This window comes from Curtobacterium sp. 24E2 (genome assembly GCF_016925595.1).
Lineage (GTDB): Bacteria > Actinomycetota > Actinomycetes > Actinomycetales > Microbacteriaceae > Curtobacterium.
Genome location: NZ_CP068987.1, coordinates 3,203,274 through 3,224,540, shown reverse-complemented (window position 1 = coordinate 3,224,540; position 21,267 = coordinate 3,203,274). Strand labels below are relative to the sequence as shown.

Sequence of the window (21,267 nt, the reverse complement as noted above, 5' to 3'; positions counted from 1 at the left end):
GCCTCCTGGCAGAGCGACAGATGTTCGCGAACCGTTCGCGGCACACTGTCGCTTTGGCGGAGGTGTCGCAGGCCGGGACGGGGCGGGCCGGGCGGTCAGCGCAAGGTGCTGTGACGGCGGCCGTAGGCCAGGTAGAGCACGGCGCCGACGACCATCCAGATGCCGAACGCGATCCACGTCGTCGCGCCGAGGAACACCGCCAGGAGCACGCAGCTCAGGGCACCGAGGATCGGCACGACGGGGAACAGCGGGACGCGGTACGAGCGCTCGAGGTCGGGCTGCGAGCGACGGAGCACGATGACCGACACGTTGACGAGCGCGAACGCCACGAGGGTGCCGATGCTGGTGGCGTCGGCGAGCTCGCCGAGGGGGACCAGTGCGGCGACGATCGTGACCGCGATGCCGATGATCAACGTGTTCGCGATGGGGGTGCCGGTGCGCCGCGAGACCCGACCGAAGACCTTCGGGACCAGGCCGTCGCGGGCCATGGTGAGCAGGATCCGGGTCTGGCCGTAAAGCACCGTCAGCACGACGCTCGCGATCGCGACGACCGCGCCGATCGAGAAGACCAGCGCGACGAGGGGCTGTCCCGTGACGTCGACGACGATGCGGACGAGCGAGGCCTCGGAGGACGAGAAGTCGGTCCACGAACGGGCACCGATCGCGGCGACGGCGACGAGGATGTACAGCGCCGTGATGAGCGCGATCGAACCGATGATCGCCCGGGGAGGTCGCGGCGGGGGTTCTTCGCCTCTTCGCCGGCGGTGGAGGCGGCGTCGAAACCGATGTACGAGAAGAAGAGCCTGGAGGCCGCAGCGGTCACCCCGGCGGCACCCATCGGTGCGAGCGGTTCGAAGTTCTGCGCTTGGAAGGCCGTGAAGGCGACGACCACGAAGAACACGAGCAGTGCGATCTTCACGACGACCATGACGGTGTTCACCCAGGCGCTCTCGCGGGCTCCGGGGATCAGGACGACGGTGGCGAGCAGGACCAGGACGGCCGCCGGCAGGTTCACGACGCCGCCGTCACCCGGCGGCGCGGACAGGGCGGTCGGCAGGTGCAGCCCGAACACGCGCAGGGTCTCGTCGACGTACTCGCTCGCGCCGACCGCGACCGCTGCCACCGACACGGCGTACTCGAGGACGAGGCACCACCCGCAGACCCAGGCGATGCCCTCGCCCATGGTGGCGTAGGTGTACGAGTAGCTCGACCCCGAGGTCGGGACGGCTCCGGCCATCTCGGCGTAGGACAGCGCCGAGAGCAGGGCCGCGATCCCGGCGACGACGAAGGAGATCCACACGGCCGGGCCCGCGAGCGGCACGGCCGTGCCGAGCACCACGAGGATGCCGGTACCGAGGGTCGCGCCGACGCTGATCATCGTCAGGTGCCAGACACCGAGCGACCGGCGGAGTGGTTCGCCGTTGACGCCGACGGCGGCCTCGGACTGCAGCTGCTCGATCGGCTTGCGGCGGGCGAGCTGCTGGCGGAGGGACGTGGGACGGGACGGCGCGGACGTCATGGGACCTCGGTGGTGCGGGGGCGGGGACGGCACATGCTCGCACGCCCCTGAACGGGGTCAAATACGGCTGTCGGACTGCACCGCGGAACGGCGGTCGTCGAGCGGGCGCCGATGTCCGACCGCGGGGATACGGTTGCTGCATGAGCATGGGCGGCGGGATGCGCGGGGGCGGCGGTGGCGGTGGTCCGCGCGGCGGCGGCCGGATCTCCAGCGGTGACTTCCGTGCACAGAAGGCCGCCAACGCCGAAGCGCCGAAGATCCCGCACCTGGTGCAGCGGATCGCCGGGTTGTTCGTCCCACACCGCAGGTCGATCATCCTGACGGTCGTCCTCGTGCTGATCGGCGCGGCGATCTCGGTGATCCCGCCGCTGTTGACGCAGCAGGCGTTCGACCGCGGCCTGTTCCCACCGTCCGGCAGCCCCGACGTCCCGGTGCTGGTCGAGCTCGTGTCGGCGATGGTGTTGCTCTGGATCGCGAGCGCCGGGGTGGGCGTCTGGCAGACGTACCTGACGGCGACGGTCGGCAACAAGGTCATGGGCGCCATGCGGATGCGCCTGTTCGGGCACCTGCAGCGCATGGAGCTCGCGTTCTTCACCCGCACGAAGACCGGTGTCATCCAGTCCCGCCTGCAGAACGACGTCGGCGGCGTCGCGAGCGTCCTGAACAACACGATCTCGTCCGTGCTCGGCAACACCGTCACGGTCATCGCCGCGATCGTCGCGATGCTGCTGTTGAGCTGGCAGATGACCCTGGTCGCGGTCGTGCTGCTCCCGTTGCTCGTCATCGCGCAGCGTCGGGTCGGGCAGGTCCGTGCCCGCATCGCCGGGCAGACGCAGGAGTCGCTGTCCGACATGACGGCGATCACGCAAGAGGCGCTGAGCGTCTCCGGCATCCTGCTGGCCAAGAGCTTCAACCAGCAGCGCAGTGAGACCCGCCGCTACGGGGACGAGAACCGCAACCAGATCCAGCTGCAGGTCCGCCAGCAGATGTCGGGCCAGTGGTTCTTCGCGATCGTGCAGATCTTCCTGTCGATCATCCCGGCGATCATCTACCTCGTCGCGGCCTGGCTGATCATCGGCGACGTCCCGATCACCGCCGGCACCATCGTGGCGTTCACGACGGTGCAGTCGCGCCTGCTGTTCCCGACGGTCGGACTGCTCCGGGTGGTGCTCGACCTGCAGACCTCCGGAGCGCTGTTCGCTCGGATCTTCGAGTACTTCGATCTCAAGCCCGCGATCACTGACTCGCCCACGGCGAAGCCCGTCGACGACACGATGGTCGGTCACGTCGCCTTCGACGACGTGACGTTCACCTACCCGGACGGCGAGGCCGACAAGCCGAGCGCTCCGCGGGGTCTCGTTCGAGCTCCGGCCCGGCCAGTTCGCTGCCTTCGTCGGTCCGTCGGGCGCGGGCAAGACGACCGTGTCGTACCTGGTGCCGCGCTTGTACGAGGCGACCGAGGGCTCCGTGCGGTTCGCCGGGCAGGACGTCCGCGACCTCGTGCACGAGGACCTCATGCGCCACGTGGGGATCGTCAGCCAGGAGACGTACCTGTTCCACGCGACGATCGGCGACAACCTGCGGTACGCCAAGCCGGACGCCACCGACGACGAGGTCGAACGGGCGGCACGGGCGGCGAACATCCACGACACGATCGCCTCGTTCCCGGACGGCTACGACACCGTCGTGGGGGAGCGCGGGTACCGGCTGTCCGGCGGCGAGAAGCAGCGGATCGCGATCGCCCGCGTGCTCCTGAAGGACCCGCCCGTGCTCGTGCTCGACGAGGCGACGAGCGCGCTGGACTCGATCTCGGAACGGGTCGTGCAGACCGCGCTCGACACCGCCGCCGCGGGGCGCACCACGATCTCGATCGCGCACCGGCTGTCGACGATCCGAGACGCCGACGTCATCTTCGTGCTCGACCACGGGCGGATCGTCGAGCAGGGCACGCACGACGAACTCCTCGCGCTCGACGGCACCTACGCGCTCCTGCACCGGCAGCAGAACACACCGGCGGACGCCGTCGAGCGCTGAGCCGGCCGGCCGGCGCCGGTGGCCACAGACCGACCGGCGCCGACGCACGCTGCGCGTGCGCGGAACGGACAGGTGACCCGACGGCGGACGGGAGGCCCGTGACGGGGCCGCAACGCGCCTCCCGTCCGACCGCCCGCCGTCTCCAGCCCGCCGTCTCCAGCCCGCCGTCTCCAGCCCGCACCGCGACAGGTGTCGCCAACCCGACGACGGTGGTCACGAAACCGCAACGGACGTCGGATACCTGACACGAGTGTTGCTCGCGTGGTACCTGTGGTTGACGCGCACGCGTGCACCCTGCCCTCCTGAGCGGAGTTCGAAGTGACTGCAGTCCCACCGACGTCCGACACCAGCAGCGCCGGCCCTGACCCGATCCCACCGACGACGGACACGTCGGGGCAGACGGTCGGTCCTCGCGTCGTCGAGGACGCACCTCGCAGGAAGGGCAAGTTCCGGGCGTTCCTGACGAGCGGCTCACTCGACATCCAGTCGAAGCTCCTGGTGATGCTGCTCGCAGTGAGCATCGTCGCGGCGCTGGTGGTCGGCGTCGTCGGGTACCTGAACGGTCGCGCCTCGCTCGAGGCTGCCGCGCTCAACCAGGTGACGTCGTTGCGCGAGTCGCGGATCACCGAGTTGCAGCGGTCGTTCGACCAGTTCACGCAGACGGTCGTCGCGCAGACCCGCAACGAGAGCGTGATCGGCGCGACGAAGGCGTTCTCGGCGGGGTGGGACGACCTGCGCGACCGTCCGGTGTCCGACGCCGACCACTCGAAGGTCGACGCCTGGTACTCGGACACCTTCGTCCCGCAGCTGGACGCGCGGAGCGGCGGCTCGGCGAACCCCGACCAGTTCGCACCGACGACCGATCCGCAGGCGTACCTGCAGGCCCGCTACACGGCGCCCTTCGACGACTACGACGAGGCCGCGCAGCTCGACGACGCCGGCGACGGCAGCAGCTGGTCCGAGGCGCACGCCGAGTACCAGCCGTACTTCCGGCAGGCGGTCGAGTCCGCCGGCTACGAGGACCTGCTCCTCATGGACACCGACGGCGACGTGACGTACTCCACGTACTCCGGTGCGGACCTCGGCACCAACCTGCAGGACGGCCCGTACCGTGACTCGAACCTGGCGATCGGGTACGAGCAGGCACTGCAGCTGACCAGTGCGGACGACTTCGTGGTGACCGACTTCGCCCGGTACGCACCGAGCCTCAACGTGCCGACGCTGTGGGTGATGTCGCCGGTCGGTGACGACGGCAAGATCACCGGCGTGATGGCCGTGCAGGTGCCGGTGGACCTCATCAACCAGGTCATGACCGGCAACCAGGACTGGGCCGCCGACGGACTCGGCGACACGGGGGAGTCGTACCTGGTCGGGGCTGACCACCTGATGCGGTCCTACCCGCGCCAGCTGCTCGAGCACCCGAAGCAGTACCAGCGCGACGTGATCGCGGCCGGGACGGCGCCGAGCACGGCCGCGCGGCAGATCGCCGTGAAGGGGTCGGTGCTCCTGCAGGAGGTCAACTCGACGCCGGTGACCCGGGCGCTGCAGGGCAAGTCGGGCACGGTGATCTCGACCGACTACCGCGGGAAGGAAGTGCTCGCGGCGTACGCGCCGCTCGAGGTGGACGGCCTGCGCTGGGTGGTCGTGGCGCAGATGGACACCGCCGAGGCCTTCGCCCCGGTGAACGACTTCGCCCGGAACATCGGATTGTCCCTGGTCGCCATCATCGTCCTGGTGAGCCTGCTGTCGCTGCTGCTGGCACAGGTCTTCGTCCGGCCGATCCGCCGCCTGCAGACCGCGGTGAACCGTGTCAGCAGCGGCGACCTCGGGGTCGAGGTGAAGACGAAGGCCGGTGACGAGATCGGCGACCTCGGCCTCGCCTTCAACGACATGAGCCGGAGTCTGCAGGTGAAGCAGGACCTGCTCGACGAGCAGCGGCGGCAGAACGACACCCTGCTCCTGACGCTCATGCCGGAGGAGGTCGCCCGGCGGTACAAGCAGGGTGACGAGACCATCGCCTCGGACCACCAGGACGTCGCCGTCGTCTACGCGGACATCATCGGGTACGACGACTTCGCCGCCGGCCTGACGGCGGAGGAGTCGCTGTCGCTGCTCAACGACCTGTGGCGGGCCCTCGACGAGGCAGCTGGTCGGCACGGCATCGAGCGCGTGCGCACCACGCGCAGCGGGTACCTGGCCAGCTGCGGACTGAGCGTGCCCCGCGTCGACAACGTGCGACGGGTGGTCGACTGGGCGGAAGAGGCGCAGGGCGCGCTCGAGCGCTTCAACGCCCAGCACGGGTCGAATGTCGGGCTGCGTGCCGGCATCGACACCGGGCAGGTGACGAGCGGTCTGGTCGGTCGTTCCAGCATCGTCTACGACATGTGGGGCGACGCCGTCAGCCTGGCCTACCGGGTCCAGGGCATCGCGCCCGCGCCCGGTGTCTACGCGACGCAGCGGGTGATCGACAAGCTCGGTGACCGCGGTGGCGTGCAGGACGTCGGGACGGTGCAGACCCAGACCGGTCCGCAGAAGGTCTGGAAGCTCGAGCGGGTGGCGTCGTGACCGCGTTCTGGGAGCAGTCGTGGTTCTGGCCGTCGATCGGCGTGATCGTCGGGTTGCCGGTCGTGCTCCTGGTGCTCACCGAGCTGCAGTCCGCCCTCGAGCGGCACCACAACCCGATGCACAAGGTCGTCGGGCTGTTCCGCAACGCGGTCGTGCCGATCATCGCGATCCTGGTGCTGTCGGTGCAGGTGACCGACGCGGTCGACCCCGGCAAGCCGGTCGTGAACCAGGTGATCGGCACGGTGCTCGGGTTCCTGGTCATCGTCTTCGTGCTGAACGGCCTGAACATCGTGCTGTTCACGAACGCACGCGAGGGCAGCTGGCGCGAGAAGATCCCGTCGATCTTCGTCGACATCGCCCGCATCGTGCTCATCGCCCTCGGGCTCGCGCTGGTGTTCAAGATCGTGTGGGGTGCCGACGTCGGCGGCATCTTCACGGCGCTCGGCGTGGGGTCCCTCGTCATCGGCCTCGCGCTGCAGTCCGCCGTCGGCCCGGTCATCGCCGGACTGTTCCTGCTCTTCGAGCAGCCGTTCCGCCTGGGCGACTGGCTCGACACCGGCGGGACGCGCGGCCGGGTGGTCGAGGTGAACTGGCGGTCGGTGCACATCGACACCGGTGCCGGCATCCTGATCATGCCGAACTCCTCGCTCGCCGGCTCGTCGTTCACGAACCTCAGCCGAACCGGCGGCACGTTCCCGGTCACGACCTCCGTCACCTTCACGACGGACGACCCGCCCGCCGCGGTCGTCGCGTTGCTGCAGCGGGTCGCCGCCGGTCTGCCCCAGCGGTACCCGGGGACGCAGCCCGTCGCGGTCCCGGCGGGCGGCGCGGCCTACGACCTGTCGTTCGAGGTGCGCGGGCCGTCGCAGGAGGCGGACGCGCTGGCGCAGTTCCGGATGTGGCTCTGGTACGCGGCGCGTCGCGAGGGGCTCGGGCTCGACGGCGACACCACCGACGACTTCGTCACCGATGCACGCCGCGACGAGGCGCTCGCCTCGATCGCCGCGACGCTGTACCTGACCGGCGACGACACCGCGGCGCTCGCGCCGACGGTGCGGCTCGAGCGCTACGCGGCCGGCGAGGTCATCCACCGGGTCGGCTCGGTGCCGGATTCGGTGCGGTTCGTCCTGTCGGGCAGCGTTGACCTGCGGGTCCCGTTCGAGGACGCCGACCTGCCGGCGACCCGCGTCGAGGCCGGCGACTACGTCGGGCAGACGGCGTTGACCCGGGAGGCCCTGCTCACGACCGCCACGGCGCGCACCGAGGTCGCGGTGCTGGTCGTCCCCGCCACGGCGCTCGACCAGATCGTGCGGTCCACCCCAGCGCTGGCGCGCGACATGGGCGACGTGATCGACCGTCGACGCGCCGAGGTGTCCGCAGCGGTGTCCGCGCACGTCGCATCCCAGCAGAACGCGGTGTCGGCGTCCTAGACTCGGGCCCGTGCGTTACGCGAACTCCGTGGTCGACCTCGTCGGCGACACCCCGCTCGTCAAGCTCAACCGGGTCACCGAGGGGGTGCGCGCGACCGTCCTGGTGAAGGTGGAGTACCTCAACCCCGGCGGATCGTCGAAGGACCGCATCGCCACGCGCATCATCGATGCGGCCGAGGCCTCCGGTGACCTCCGGCCCGGCGGGACGATCGTCGAACCCACCTCGGGCAACACCGGGGTCGGGCTCGCGCTCGTCGCCCAGCAGCGCGGCTACCGGTGCGTGTTCGTGCTGCCGGACAAGGTCGGCGAGGACAAGCGCAACGTCCTAACGGCGTACGGCGCCGAGATCGTCGTCACCCCGACGGCAGTGGCGCCGGAGCACCCGGAGTCGTACTACTCGGTGTCCGATCGGCTCGTCCGCGAGATCCCCGGCGCCTACAAGCCGAACCAGTACGCCAACCCGAACGGCCCCCGCAGCCACTACGAGACCACCGGTCCGGAGATCTGGCGCGACACCGAGCAGCAGATCACCCACTTCGTCGCGGGCGTCGGGACGGGCGGCACCATCTCGGGCACCGGGCGCTTCCTGAAGGAGGCGTCCGACGGCCGTGTCCGCATCGTGGGGGCCGACCCCGAGGGCTCGGTCTACTCCGGCGGCACCGGTCGGCCGTACCTGGTCGAGGGTGTGGGTGAGGACTTCTGGCCGACCGCCTACGACCCCGAGGTGCCGGACGAGATCATCGCGGTGTCGGACGCCGACTCCTTCGCCATGACCCGGCGACTGGCGCGGGAGGAGGGCCTGCTCGTGGGTGGGTCCAGCGGCATGGCGGTCGTCGCCGCGCTGCGGGCCGCCCGCGACCTGACCGAGGACGACGTCGTCGTGGTGCTGCTGCCCGACGGCGGCCGCGGCTACCTCGGCAAGATCTTCAACGACCGGTGGATGCGCTCGTACGGCTTCGCCGAGACCGACGAGGCGCGCACCGTCGGGTCGCTCATCGCCGGCAAGGACGGCCGCCTGCCCGACCTGGTGCACGCGCACCCGGCGGACACCGTGCGCGAGGTCGTCGACATCATGACCAAGTACGGGGTGTCGCAGATGCCCGTGCTCAGCGCGGAACCCCCGGTCGTCATCGGCGAGGTCATCGGGGCCGTCGCCGAGAAGGACCTGCTCGAACAGGTCTTCACCGGTGCCGCGAAGATGACGGACGCGCTGACCGGGTTCGTCGGCGAGCCGCTCCCGTTGATCGGCGTGGGCGAGTCCGTCTCCGCAGCGCGTCGAGCCCTCGAGACGGTGGACGCCCTGCTCGTCGTCGAGGACGGCAAGCCGGTCACGGTCCTGACCCGCCACGATCTCCTGACCTACCTCTCCGAGTAAGGAACGCAGCCAGCATGACCGAGTTCAGCACCCGCGCCGTCCACGCCGGCCAGGAGCCCGACGGCCCCACCGGCGCCGTCATCCCGCCGATCCACCTGACGTCCACCTACGTGCAGGACGGCATCGGTGGGATGCGGAACGGCTACGAGTACTCCCGCGCCGGCAACCCGACGCGCGACTCCCTGCAGACGCTGCTCGCCGACCTGGACGGCGGCGTGGCCGCGTACTCGTTCGCGTCCGGTCTCGCCGCCGAGGACGCCCTGCTCCGGGCGGCGCTCCGTCCCGGGGGTCGCGTCGTGATGGGGAACGACGTCTACGGCGGGACCCACCGTCTGGTCAGCCGACTGCACGTGCCGTGGGGCGTCGAGCTCGTCGTCGTCGACATGAGCGAACTCGACCAGGTCCGGGCCGCGCTGCAGGGCGCTCCCGACGACACCGTGCTCTGGGTCGAGACACCGACCAACCCGCTCATGAAGATCGCCGACATCGCCGGACTCGCGACCCTCGGGCACGAGGCCGGTGCACTCGTCGTCGTGGACAACACCTTCGCGTCGCCGTACCTGCAGCAGCCGCTGTCGCTCGGTGCCGACGTCGTCGTGTACTCGACGACGAAGTACCTGGGTGGCCACTCCGACGTCGTCGGTGGGGCCGTGGTGCTCGCCGACCAGGAGCTCGCGGCGAAGGTGCAGTTCCTGCAGTTCGGCGCCGGTGCGATCTCGTCGCCGTTCGACGCCTTCCTGACCACCCGCGGCATCAAGACCCTGGCGGTCCGGATGGAGCGCCACTCCGCGAACGCGCAGGCCGTCGCCGAGGCACTCGTCACCGCGCCGGGCATCGAACGCGTTTACTACCCGGGGCTCACCGACCATCCGGGGCACGACGTCGCGGCCCGCCAGATGCGCGGGTTCGGCGGGATGCTGTCCGTCGCACTGTCCGGCGGCCCGGACGCGGCCCGGCGCTTCGCGGAGTCCACGGAGCTGTTCGCGCTGGCGGAGTCGCTCGGGGGTGTGGAGTCGCTCATCGGGTACCCGAGCGAGATGACCCACGCGTCGGTGAAGGGCACGGAGCTCGCGGTGCCCGAGAACGTGGTGCGGCTGTCCGTCGGCATCGAGGACGCGGGCGACCTGATCGCGGATCTGCAGCAGGCGCTGACGCGCTGACGCGGACCTGCAGCAGGCGCTGACGCGCATTGCGCGTGGTCCGCGCCCCGCGACGTCGGCGGTGTCGCCCCTCGCCCCTACGATGAGCGGGTGAGCACCACGGCGACGAGGACGGGCCTGCTGAGCGGCCGGTACGCCCTCGCGACGATCGGCATGGTCGCCATCGTGGGCGTCGCGGCGTTCCAGAACCTGGCGATGACGACGATCATGCCGGTGATCAGTCGCGACCTGGACGGCGAGGCCCTGTACGCCCTGGCCTTCGCGGCACCGCTCGCGGCCGGGGTGCCCGGCATGGTGCTCGCCGGCAACTGGACCGACCGCGCCGGCGGCCGGATCGTCGCCTGGGTCTCCGCGCTGCTGTTCGCCGTCGGGACCGCCGTGGTCATGCTCGCGCCGACGATGGAGGTCTTCCTCGTCGGTCGACTGGTCGAGGGCTTCGGTGCCGGTGCGATCGACGTCGTGCTGTACGTGCTCGTCGCCCGGATCTTCCCCGCCGAGCTGCACGGACCGGTGTTCGCCGGGTTCGCGGCCGCGTGGGTGGTCCCGGCGCTCATCGGCCCGGCGATCGCCGGCATCGTCACCGACACGTGGAACTGGCACTGGGTCTTCGCGGGGGCGCTCGTGATCGCCGTGGGCGCGTTCACCGTGCTCGTGCCGACGCTCGGGCGGCTGCAGGCACCGGCGGTCGAGCTGCGGCCGCCGTGGCAGCGGATCCGGATCGGGTGGTCGGTCGCTGCGGCCGTGTCGATCCTGCTGCTCAACGTCGCGCCGGACCTGACCCCGTGGGGGATGGCGGCCGCGGTCGTGGTCGGCCTGGTCGGGACGTGGTTCGCGCTGCGCCCGCTGCTGCCGACCGGCACCTTCCGCGCTGCCGCCGGACTGCCCTCGGTGGTGTTGCTGCGCGGGCTCGTGGCGGCGTCGTTCTTCGGCAGCGAGGCGTACGTGCCGTTCCTGCTGCAGGCGAAGCACGGCCTGTCCGCATCGGCAGCGGGGCTCGCGCTGACCGTCGCCGCGCTCAGCTGGGCGGCCTCGAGCTGGGCGCACGGTCGGCTGGGGAGCACCGCCTGACCGCTCGTCGGACCTTCGGTGTCGGACTCGCGCTCGTCCTGGTGAGCCTGCTGGCGGCCTTCGCGGTGGCGACGCTCGACCTGCCGTGGTGGGTGCTCGTCGCCGGCTGGTTCGTCGGCGGCGCGGGCATGGGGGCGATCTACCCGCGGACGTCGATGCTCACCCTGCGGTTCTCGGGCGAAGGCGACGACGGCTTCGCGAGCTCGGCGCTCACCATCGCCGACGCCGCGGGCAGCGTCATCGGTCTGGCGGTCACCGGGTTGCTGTTCACCGCGACCGGCGGCGCCGAGGGCACGGTGTCCTTCCCCTGGTCTTCGCGGCGATGATCGGCTTCGCCGCACTGGCGATCGCCGCGGTCCGGCGGCTCGGACCCGTCCCCGCGCCGGTGTCGTCGGCGTCGCCGGACCGCGCAGCCGGGTAGCGTGGCAGACCGGACCGAAGAGGAGACACCCGTGGTGCGCATCGTCGCTGCAGCCGTCGTCCTGACGGCCGCCCTCGCGTTGGCCGGCTGCCAGGGCACGACGTCCGCTGCGCCCACGCCGGTGCAGAGCACGGACCTGACCAGCTCCGACGGCGGGTTCGACAAGCAGGCCGTCATCGGCGTCGTGCTGGTCGACGGCGACGCGGCTCTGGGCGAGGACCTGCGAACCGGCCTGTCCGGTGCCGGATTCCGTCCCGACGTCCGGGTCGCGCCCGCGTCCGGTGCGGCGGCGTCCCAGCGGACCGCGGTCGCCCAGCTCGTCCGCAAGGGTGCCAAGGCCCTGCTCGTGCACGCGGCTCGGCCGTCTGCGCTCACCGGGGTGATCCAGACGGCGCACGACGCCGGCGTCGTGGTGGTGTCCCTGGGCGATCCGCTGCCGGCGAGCGGCACGGGGGCGACGGCGTGTCCGCCGACTACCGGGTGCCAGCAAGCGCCGACGACGCGGACCTGTCGGCCACCGCCGTCGAGGTGGTGCGGTCGTTGCAGCGCGGCGAGAAGCCGGAGACCGAGCCGAGCGACGGCGACTCGACCGACGCGGAGTGAGCCGAGCCGTGCTGCGCCACCAGGCCGGTCAGCGCTGCGCCAGCAGGCGGCTCGGCTCAGCGCCACCGGGCCGGTCAGCGCTGCGCCAGCAGGCGGCTCAGCTCAGCTCCACCAGGCCGGGAACGACAGCGTGATCGTCTCGACGAGCGCCTTCCGCGACCGCCGGGGCCCGGCGAGCCACGCCTCGATCGCCCCGACGAAGCCCTGCGCGACGTAGCCGGCGGCCACGTCGTCGAGGAGTTCCGGGCGGCGGTCGGCGTCGAGTTCGCGGATGTGCAGAGCGCTCGACTCGGTGAAGTGGCCCACGAGCAGCCGGTGCAGTGACGCGTCGTTCGGGTCCGGCAGTGCCTTGGCGTAGATGTCGCGGTGGGTGGTCACGTGCTCGACGACCGCGTTGATGCCCCGTCGCGTGATGGTCGCGAGCTCGGCCGCGTCAGCCCCGCGGGCGGCTGCGGCCCGTCGGTCGTCGGCGTCGTCCTGCCGGATGCGGTCGAGCTCCGGCGTCAGCACGTCGGCGAGCAGCGAACCGGGGAGACCGCGTGCGAGTAGAACGTCGCGCGGTTGATGCCGGCGGCACGGGTGACGTCCGCGACGGTGATCTCGGAGACGGGGCGGTCGGCCGCCAGTCGCAGGATCGCTTCGCGCAGGGCGGCGGTCGTGTGCAGGATCCGGGCATCCACCATGACACCCACCCCCTTCTGATCCGGTTCACCCGGAGGCCCCCGAGCAGTCCGACGGTACCGCATGGCGCGGGATCGGCACGCGGACGGCGGGTGGCAACACGCGGGCAATCCGTGCCGACGGCGTCGGGAGTGTTCCGTCGGCCCGTAGGATGGTTCCGCGGACGAATCGATTCGATCGACGCCGCGATCACCTCCCCGCCCCTCACCGCCGAAGGACCCCTGCTCGTGACCGCGCCCGCCACCACCGGTTCGCTCCGGGTCGTCCTGCACCCCGGAGACTCCCTCTCCCGTGGGCAGCGACTCGTCTACGTCTTCGTCCTGGGTGCCCTGACGGCGCTCGGGCCGTTCACGATCGACCTGTACCTGCCGGCGTTCCCGGCGATCAAGGAGCAGTTCGGCGTCACCGACGGCGCCGTGCAGCTGACGCTCACGGCGACGACGCTCGGGTTCGCGTTCGGGCAGCTGCTCGTCGGTCCGTGGAGCGACAAGGTCGGCCGCCGGCTGCCGCTCATCATCGCGACGACGGTGCACATCGCCGCGTCGATCGGCGCGGCGACCGCTCCCGACATCGAGCTCCTCGCGGTGTTCCGCGTGCTCCAGGGCATGGGTGCGGCCGCCGGCGGTGTCGTCGCGATGGCCACCGTCCGCGATCTGTTCGGCGGCAAGCCGCTGGTCCGGATGCTGTCCCGCCTGGCGATGGTGAACGGGCTGGCGCCGATCCTCGCGCCGCTCATCGGCTCGCAGATGCTCCAGTTCACCAGCTGGCGCGGCATCTTCGTGTTCCTCGCCTGCTACGGCCTGGCCGTGGTGATCGCGTCGATCCTGCTCATCGTCGAGACCCTGCCCCCGCCCGTCGCCGCGAGGCCGGGCACTCCACGATCGGTCAGCGGTACAAGGCGCTGTTCTCCGACCGGATCTTCGTGGGGGTCGCGCTCATCGGGGCGATGGTGTTCAGCGGGTTGTTCTCGTACCTCAGCTCGTCGCCGTTCCTGTTCCAGGGTGTCTACGGACTCGACGCGCAGCAGTACGGACTGCTCTTCGCGGTGAACTCGGTGGGCGTCGTCCTCGGTGTGCAGATCTCCGCGCGGTTGGCGCAGCGCGTCGGGCCGCAGTGGATCCTGGCGTGCTCGACGGCGACCCTGTTCCTGGCGTCGATCGCGATCATCGTGCTCGACCAGCTCGGTGCGGGGCTCGTGGGCGTGCTCGTGCCCCTGTGGTTCTTCATCGCGGCGTGCGGGTTCTCGTTCCCCCTCGTGCAGGTCATCGGCCTGGCTGCGCACGGCAAGGAGGCCGGCACGGCGGCGTCGCTGCTCGGCGCCCTGAACTTCGGCGTCGCCGGCCTGATCTCGCCGATCGTCGGTTGGCTCGGCATCACGACCGCGACCCCGATGGCGATCGTGATGGCCTCGACCTCGGTGATGGCCATCCTGATCCTGTGGTTCGTGGTGCGGCCCCGGACGGTCCCCGAGCTCACGCACTGACGGGTTCTCCACAGCTGCCCGGAACAGCCGGACAGCGGCCTCCGCGCGTCCATAGGCTGTGCCCATGAGCGACGCGGTGGAGCAGGCACGGGCAGCGGCCGAGGCCGCCAAACAGGCAGCGGACGAGGCACGCCGGTTGGCCGACGAAGCCGCGCAGCGGGCCGAGGAGCTCGCGGCCGCGCTCGCGGCACAAGCACCAGCACTCACGCCGGACGCCGAACCGGCGGTCGCCGAGTCACCGGCACCCTCCGGACAGGAGGCACAGCTCGCCCCCGACGCGCGGCCCGCCTCCGCCACCCCACCGGTTCCAGAGCCCACTACCGCAGGACCAGCCGCAGCCGTCCCGGACGACGCGACGGCGGCCCCCGACGCGGCCGTCCCGGTACCGGCGGCCGGCACCGCGCCTCCCGCCAGTGGCGGAGGCCCGCTCGGACCGGACGCCGTCGCCGCGATCCGCACCGGCTACACCGTCGAGGGGCAGGCGCTCGAACTCGGCGCCCTGGTGAACGGCGAGGCGCAGCCCGACGTGCAGGTCCGCATCCCGCTCGGCATGCTGAACCGGCACGGGCTGGTCGCCGGCGCGACCGGCACCGGCAAGACCCGCACGCTGCAGGTCCTGGCCGAGCAGATCGCGGCGAACGGCGTGCCGGTCTTCGCGGCCGACATCAAGGGCGACCTGTCGGGGCTCGCGGTGGTCGGGCAGGGGAACGAGAAGCTGCTCGCGCGCACCGCGGGCATCGGCCAGCAGTGGCAGGGTGTCGCGAGCCAGGCGGAGCTCTTCTCGCTCGGTGGTCAGGGCACGGGCGTGCCGATCCGCGCGACGGTGTCTGGGTTCGGGCCGTTGCTGCTGTCGAAGGTGCTCGGCCTGAACGACACCCAGGAGTCCTCGCTCGGACTGGTGTTCCACTACGCCGAGCAGGCCGGGTTGCCGCTCGTCGACCTGGCCGACCTGCGGAGCGTGCTGACGTTCCTGGTGGGCGACCAGGGCAAGGGCGAACTCGCCGAGCTCGGTGGTCTGTCGAAGCAGACCGCCGGGGTGATCCTGCGCGAGCTCATCACGTTCGCCGACAAGGGTGCCGACCAGTTCTTCGGCGAGCCCGAGATCGACACGCAGGTGTTCCTGCGCACGGCGGCGGACGGCCGGGGGTCGTCAGCCTGCTCGAGGTCCCGGGCGTGCAGGACCAGCCCGAGGTCTTCTCGACGTTCCTGATGTGGTTGCTGGCCGACCTGTTCAACGAACTGCCAGAGGTGGGCGACCAGGACAAGCCCAAGCTGGTGTTCTTCTTCGACGAGGCACACCTGCTGTTCAGCGTGGCGTCGAAGGACTTCACGGACCAGATCGTGCGGACCGTGCGGTTGATCCGGTCGAAGGGCGTCGGGATCTTCTTCGTGACCCAGACCCCGAAGGACGTGCCGAACGACGTCCTGGCGCAGCTCGGGTCCCGCATCCAGCACCAGCTGCGGGCGCACACCCCCGATGATGCGAAGGCGCTCCGGGCGACGGTGTCGACCTACCCCTCGAGCGACTACGACCTGGGCGAGGTGCTGACCTCGCTGGCGACCGGCGAGGCGATCGTCACGGTCATGAACGAGAAGGGCGCGCCGACGCCGGTCGCGTGGACCCGGTTGCGCGCGCCGCAGGGCTCGATGGACCCGATGCCCGCAGCCGAGATGCAGTCGCGGGTGCAGGCATCGCCGTTGCTCGCGACGTACGGCACCCGGGTGGATCCGGATTCGGCGCACGAGATGCTCGCGCGCCGGATGGAGGCAGCAGCTGCCGAGGCCGCTGCGGCCGACGCGCAGAAGGACGCAGCCCTCGCGGCGGCCGAGGCCGAGAAGGAAGCGGCGCGTGCTGCGGCGACCGCGGCCAAGGAGGCCGCGGCGCAGGCCAAGCAGGAGGAACGCGAGCGGGCTGCTGCGCAGAAGGAGTACGAGCGGACGCAGCGCGAGTTCGAGAAGGCCGAGCGGGCTGCGGCGTCGCGGCGTTCGGGCCGGTCGGGGCGGAGCACGCGGACGACGACCTCTCGGAAGGCGGACGACCCGCTGTCGGACCTGCTCGGGTCACGGCTCGGTGGCACGATCGCGAAGGAGGTCGTGCAGGGGATCTTCTCGACGCTGCGCCGCCGTCGGTGACGTCCAGCAGCTCCGAGCGTCAGCGACCGAGCAGGCCGGTGAACTCGACGACGAGCAGACCCATGACGACGAGTGCCGCCACGCCGCCGACGAACAGGTAGGCCGGCCGCTGTTCGTACCAGGCGCGGCTCGACGGGTAGCGCTTCGCGAAGACCCGGGCCGAGACCGGACGTGCTTCCTCCGTCACCTGGACGCCCAGGGCGTCGACGACCTGGGCGAGCCCGTCGTCGCCCCACACGTCGGCACGGATGCGGAACAGGTGCGCGCCCGTCGCGTCGAACGCCACGAGCTCGCGCATGGTGCGGTCGACCGAGCTGCCGTAGGTGGTGGCGAGCGCCAGGCTGTGCACGCGGTCACGGGGGATCCGGCGGTGCGCGGTGACCACGCCCCGGATCGTCAGGCCGTCGGGGTCGATGCCGATGTACGCAGTGCTCAGTCGGACGAAGACGACGCCGACGAGGACCGCCAGCGCGACGACCACGGTCGCGACAATCGCCCACGTCCGGAACGGGAACGACACCCAGACCAGGGCGACGGCGAGCGGCACGGCCGAGAACACGATGCTCAGAGCGGTCGAGCGGACGAGGGACCGGCGGGGGCGGAGGACGACGTCGTACACGGTGGCGCGCAGGTGTGGCGTCGCTGGCACCGTCGTGTCCCCCATGCGCGTCTCCTGAACCCTCGGGTCTCCCGGGCACGCCGAATCGGCCGCCCTGCGAGCGACGCCCCTGCCGCTCGATGCACCGCGGTCGACTCGTCCCGGAGTCGTCCGCTCCGGCAAGCATAGGTGAACGACGGGGACCGGGGACAGCCCGTTCCACCCCGGATCGGCGTTTGACGGCCAGTCCTTGGCGAACAGGGGACAGGTGGGTCCGTCGCGTAGGGGACCGGCGACGAGGAACGCCGCGAACGAAGAAAGCCCCGCACCGTGGTGCGGGGCTTGCTCGGCGGAGAATGGGGGATTCGAACCCCGCAGTCGGGTGCTGCGCGCGCACCCAACTGCTGCTGGCGGAGAATGGGGGATTCGAACCCCCGAGGGCTTGCACCCAACACGCTTTCCAAGCGTGCGCCATAGGCCACTAGGCGAATTCTCCTTGCGCTGTCTCGCGACGGCGACACCCAATGGTACAGGTTCTGCGGGGTGCTCACGACCGTGTGTCGTCGAGGGCGGTGCTCCCAGTTGTCGTGACATGTCCGGCGACTACCCTGGGGCGCGTGTCGACCCGCATCTACATCACGTCAGCAGAAGGGCACACGGGCAAGAGCACCGTCGCCCTCGGTGTCCTCGAGACCCTCGCACGCTCCGTCGGCCGCGTCGGCGTGTTCCGCCCCGTCGCCCGCTCGGTCGCCGAACCCGACTACGTGCTCGAACTCCTGCTGCAGCACACGGCGGTCGGGATCTCGTACGACGACGCCGTAGGGGTCACCTACGACGACGTCCACGCGGATCCGGACGCAGCGCTCGGCACCATCGTGAACCGCTTCGCCCAGGTGGAGCGGCAGTGCGACGCGGTGGTCGTGCTCGGGTCCGACTACACCGACGTCGGCAGCCCCACCGAGCTGTCGTTCAACGCGAAGGTCGCCGCGAACCTCGGTGCCCCGGTCCTCCTCGTCCTCGGTGGTCGTGACGCGGCCGAGCGCGGTGCCCGCACGCCGGAGGGGATGGCGCAGGTCGCGGACGTCACGACGAGCGAGCTGCGGGCGGCACACGCGCAGCTGTTCGGCGTCGTCGTGAACCGCGCCGACCCGGAGGCCCTCGCCGCCATCGTGGCGAGTGTCGAGCGGGCCGTGCACGACGACCACCCGGACGTGCCCGTGTGGGCGATCCCGGAGGACCGCGTCCTCGTCGCCCCGACCGTCCGCGCGCTGCTGCAGGCGACCGACGCGACCCTGGTGCGCGGGGACGACGCCTTGCTCGACCGCGAGGCACTCGGCACCGTCGTCGCCGGCATGAGCATGGAGAACGTCCTGCCCCGCCTGATCGAGGGCGGCATCGTCGTGGTCCCCGGTGACCGCAGCGACGTGCTCATCGCGACCCTGCTGGCGAACCAGTCGGACACGTTCCCGAGCCTGGCCGGCGTCATCCTGAACGGCGGGTTCGAGACCGCACCGCAGATCTCCCGGCTGCTCGAGGGCCTGTCGAGCTCGCTGCCGATCGCGCAGAACGACCTGGGCACGTACGACACCGCCCTCCGCATCACGCAGACCCGCGGGCGCCTGGCGGCGGACTCGCCCCGCAAGGCGGACCTCGCGCTCGCCCTGTTCGAGCAGCACGTCGACGCCGAGTCCCTGCGCGACCGCCTGCAGCTCACGCCGTCCGGCGTCGTCACGCCGCTCATGTTCGAGCACGGTCTGCTCGACCGGGCACGGGGGTACGGCAAGCGCATCGTGCTGCCCGAGGGCGAGGACGACCGTATCCTCCGCGCGGCGTCGACGCTGCTCGCCCGCCAGGTCTGCGAACTGACGATCCTCGGGGACCCCGCCGCGATCCGCACCCGCGCGACCGAACTCGGCCTCGACCTCGACGCCGCCCAGCTCGTGTCGCCGTTCGACCCCGAGCTCCGCGAACGCTTCGCCGAGGAGTACACCCGCCTCCGGGCGCACAAGGGCATGTCGATCGAGCTCGCGCGCGACACCGTGACCGACGTCTCGTACTTCGGCACGATGATGGTGCAGCTCGGGCTCGCCGACGGCATGGTCTCCGGCGCGAAGCACACCACGGCGCACACCATCCGGCCGTCCTTCGAGATCATCAAGACCCGTCCGGACACCTCGATCGTGTCGAGCGTGTTCCTGATGGCGCTCGCCGACCGCGTCCTGGTCTACGGCGACTGCGCGGTGATCCCGGACCCGACGAGCGAGCAGCTCGCCGACATCGCGATCTCGTCGGCCGAGACGGCGACCCAGTTCGGCATCGACCCCCGCGTCGCGATGCTCAGCTACTCGACCGGCGACAGCGGCTCCGGCGCCGACGTCGACAAGGTCCGCGCCGGCACCGCCTTCGTGCGCGAACGCCGCCCGGACCTGCTCGTCGAGGGCCCGATCCAGTACGACGCCGCTGCCGACCCGACGGTCGCGAGCACGAAGATGCCGGACTCCCCGGTGGCCGGCAAGGCGACCGTCTTCATCTTCCCGGACCTCAACACGGGCAACAACACCTACAAGGCCGTGCAGCGCTCCGCCGGCGCGGTCGCCATCGGGCCGGTCCTGCAGGGACTGCGCAAGCCGATCAACGATCTTTCCCGCGGCGCGCTCGTCAGCGACATCGTGAACACCGTCGCGATCACCGCGATCCAGGCCGGCACCGCGTCCGACGTGGCCTGACCCGCGTGACGCACACCGCGCCTCCCGTCCGGCCGACCAGGCCATGAGCAGAAAGCGACACCACCCGTGACCGCAGCCCTCGTCGTGAACTCCGGATCGAGTTCGTTCAAGTACCAGCTCATCGAACTCGAGGGGAGCGCACGCTCGCCTCCGGGCTCGTGGAGCGCATCGGCGAGTCGGCCGGCGCGTGGAAGCACACCAACGCGCTGACGGGGGCGTCGTCGTCGAACGACGCCGCGTCCGTGCCGGACCACGCCGCCGGGTTCCAGGCGATGATCGACGCGTTCGCCAAGGTCGGCCCGTCGTTCGACGAGCACCCGCCGGCCGTCGTCGGCCACCGCGTCGTGCACGGCGGCACCACCTTCGACCGCGCGACGGTGGTGACGGACGACGTCGAACGACAGATCGAGGCACTGAACAGCCTCGCGCCGCTGCACAACCCGGCGAACCTCGAGGGGATCCGGGCCGCGAAGCAGGTGTTCTCCGACGTCCCGCACGTCGCCGTGTTCGACACCGCGTTCCACCAGACCATGCCGCCGCATGCGTACACGTACGCGATCCCGGCCGACCTGGCGGCGAAGTACTCCATCCGCCGCTACGGCATGCACGGCACGAGCCACAAGTACGTCTCCGAGCAGGCCGCCGTCTTCCTCGACCGCCCGCTGTCCGAGCTGAAGACCATCGTGCTGCACCTGGGCAACGGTGCCTCGGCCGCAGCGATCGACGGCGGGAAGTCGATCGAGACGTCGATGGGCCTCACGCCGCTCGAGGGCCTCGTCATGGGCACCCGTTCCGGCGACCTCGACCCCGCCGTCCTGCTGCACCTGCACCGCGAGGCCGGGCTGTCCTTCGACGAACTCGACACCATGCTCAACAAGCAGTCCGGGCTGCTCGGACTGACCGGCAACGGCGACATGCGCGACGTCCAGGACGCCGCCCTCAACGGCGACGAGGTCGCCGAGGCGGCGCTCGCTGTGTACCGCCACCGCATCCGTCGCTACGTCGGCGCGTACACCGCGCAGCTCGGCGGGCTCGACGCGGTGGTCTTCACCGCCGGCGTCGGCGAGAACAACGCGCTGCTGCGCCGGCGCGTGCTCGCCGGGCTCGAGCACCTGGGCATCGAGATCGACGCGGACCGCAACGAGCTGGGCTCCCGGGAGGCCCGGGTCATCTCCACGGACACGTCACGTGTCGCGGTGCTCGTGATCCCGACGAACGAAGAACTGGAGATCGCCCGGCAGTCGGCTGCGGTCGCGCTCTGACGCGGGGCGTGGGGCGCTGCGCGGCCTGGTGCCAGCATGGTGCGGCCTGGGTGGGCTGGTGCGGGGTTGGTGGCTGGGTGCGCGCTTGTGGCGCGGCACGGAGCGTGCAAGCTCGCACGGGGTGACGAGGTGCGCACGGTGCGGACGGGAGGCGCGGGGCGGGCTGGCGCCGTGCCTCCCGTCCGGCGCTGTGTCGCGGTCACCGCATG

11 protein-coding genes, 1 tRNA gene and 6 pseudogenes are annotated in these 21,267 nt (G+C 71.1%); 13 read left to right on the top strand and 5 right to left on the bottom strand.

Going from position 1 to position 21,267, the window contains the following annotated elements; all coding sequences use genetic code 11:
* Nucleotides 1-95 precede the first annotated feature (95 nt).
* A pseudogene (locus tag JN350_RS15675) lies at nt 96-1,519 on the bottom strand (amino acid permease).
* Between the two features lie 158 nt (nt 1,520-1,677).
* Here JN350_RS15675 and JN350_RS15670 point away from each other — a divergent pair.
* The 9 genes and pseudogenes from JN350_RS15670 to JN350_RS19775 all read left to right on the top strand — a co-directional run bounded on the left by JN350_RS15670 (nt 1,678) and on the right by JN350_RS19775 (nt 12,175).
* Nucleotides 1,678-3,553, top strand: a pseudogene (locus JN350_RS15670) (ABC transporter ATP-binding protein).
* A 318-nt stretch (nt 3,554-3,871) separates the two neighbouring features.
* A complete protein-coding gene (locus JN350_RS15665; protein ID WP_205462771.1) occupies nt 3,872-6,118 on the top strand; it encodes an adenylate/guanylate cyclase domain-containing protein in 2,247 nt (748 codons plus the stop codon).
* A complete protein-coding gene (locus JN350_RS15660; RefSeq protein WP_205462770.1) occupies nt 6,115-7,548 on the top strand; it encodes a mechanosensitive ion channel domain-containing protein in 1,434 nt (477 codons plus the stop codon). Before JN350_RS15665 ends, JN350_RS15660 begins: the two co-directional genes overlap by 4 nt.
* 10 nt (nt 7,549-7,558) lie before the next feature.
* On the top strand, nt 7,559-8,923 hold the full coding sequence (locus JN350_RS15655; protein WP_194672742.1) for a cystathionine beta-synthase: 1,365 nt from the start codon (nt 7,559-7,561) through the stop codon (nt 8,921-8,923).
* A gap of 14 nt (nt 8,924-8,937) precedes the next feature.
* Nucleotides 8,938-10,083, top strand: coding sequence for a cystathionine gamma-synthase (locus JN350_RS15650; protein WP_205462769.1), 1,146 nt, complete (start codon nt 8,938-8,940; stop codon nt 10,081-10,083).
* Nucleotides 10,084-10,173: 90 nt separating this feature from the next.
* On the top strand, nt 10,174-11,151 hold the full coding sequence (locus tag JN350_RS15645; RefSeq protein ID WP_205462768.1) for an MFS transporter: 978 nt from the start codon (nt 10,174-10,176) through the stop codon (nt 11,149-11,151).
* A gap of 41 nt (nt 11,152-11,192) precedes the next feature.
* On the top strand, nt 11,193-11,477 hold the full coding sequence (locus tag JN350_RS15640; RefSeq protein WP_205462767.1) for a hypothetical protein: 285 nt from the start codon (nt 11,193-11,195) through the stop codon (nt 11,475-11,477).
* A 96-nt stretch (nt 11,478-11,573) separates the two neighbouring features.
* Nucleotides 11,574-11,993: pseudogene (locus JN350_RS21140) on the top strand (substrate-binding domain-containing protein); the annotation flags it as partial.
* Nucleotides 11,994-12,034: 41 nt separating this feature from the next.
* Entirely contained in the window at nt 12,035-12,175 is a 141-nt protein-coding gene (locus JN350_RS19775) for a hypothetical protein (RefSeq protein ID WP_240347359.1), read from the top strand.
* Between the two features lie 102 nt (nt 12,176-12,277).
* Here the strand turns inward: JN350_RS19775 and JN350_RS15630 are convergent, their stop codons facing one another.
* Nucleotides 12,278-12,685, bottom strand: coding sequence for a hypothetical protein (locus JN350_RS15630; RefSeq protein ID WP_205462765.1), 408 nt, complete (start codon nt 12,683-12,685; stop codon nt 12,278-12,280).
* Nucleotides 12,679-12,858 (bottom strand): TetR family transcriptional regulator, encoded by a 180-nt coding sequence (locus JN350_RS15625; protein WP_205462764.1) that lies wholly within the window; start codon nt 12,856-12,858, stop codon nt 12,679-12,681. Before JN350_RS15625 ends, JN350_RS15630 begins: the two co-directional genes overlap by 7 nt.
* Between JN350_RS15625 and JN350_RS15620 the strand changes: the two are divergent.
* Together JN350_RS15620 and JN350_RS15615 are read left to right on the top strand one after the other, a co-directional pair.
* Nucleotides 12,835-14,339: pseudogene (locus JN350_RS15620) on the top strand (multidrug effflux MFS transporter). The gene JN350_RS15625 and the pseudogene JN350_RS15620 sit on opposite strands and share 24 nt — an antisense overlap.
* A gap of 64 nt (nt 14,340-14,403) precedes the next feature.
* A pseudogene (locus JN350_RS15615) lies at nt 14,404-16,472 on the top strand (helicase HerA-like domain-containing protein).
* A gap of 19 nt (nt 16,473-16,491) precedes the next feature.
* Here the strand turns inward: JN350_RS15615 and JN350_RS15610 are convergent.
* Entirely contained in the window at nt 16,492-17,136 is a 645-nt protein-coding gene (locus tag JN350_RS15610) for a hypothetical protein (protein ID WP_205462763.1), read from the bottom strand.
* Nucleotides 17,137-17,478: 342 nt separating this feature from the next.
* Nucleotides 17,479-17,566 (bottom strand) — tRNA-Ser (locus tag JN350_RS15605).
* Between the two features lie 121 nt (nt 17,567-17,687).
* Between JN350_RS15605 and pta the strand changes: the two genes are divergently transcribed.
* Together pta and JN350_RS15595 are read left to right on the top strand one after the other, a co-directional pair.
* Nucleotides 17,688-19,796, top strand: coding sequence for a phosphate acetyltransferase (gene pta, locus JN350_RS15600; RefSeq protein WP_205462762.1), 2,109 nt, complete (start codon nt 17,688-17,690; stop codon nt 19,794-19,796).
* 66 nt (nt 19,797-19,862) lie between these two features.
* Nucleotides 19,863-21,058 (top strand): annotated as a pseudogene (locus JN350_RS15595) (acetate/propionate family kinase).
* Nucleotides 21,059-21,267: the final 209 nt, after the last annotated feature.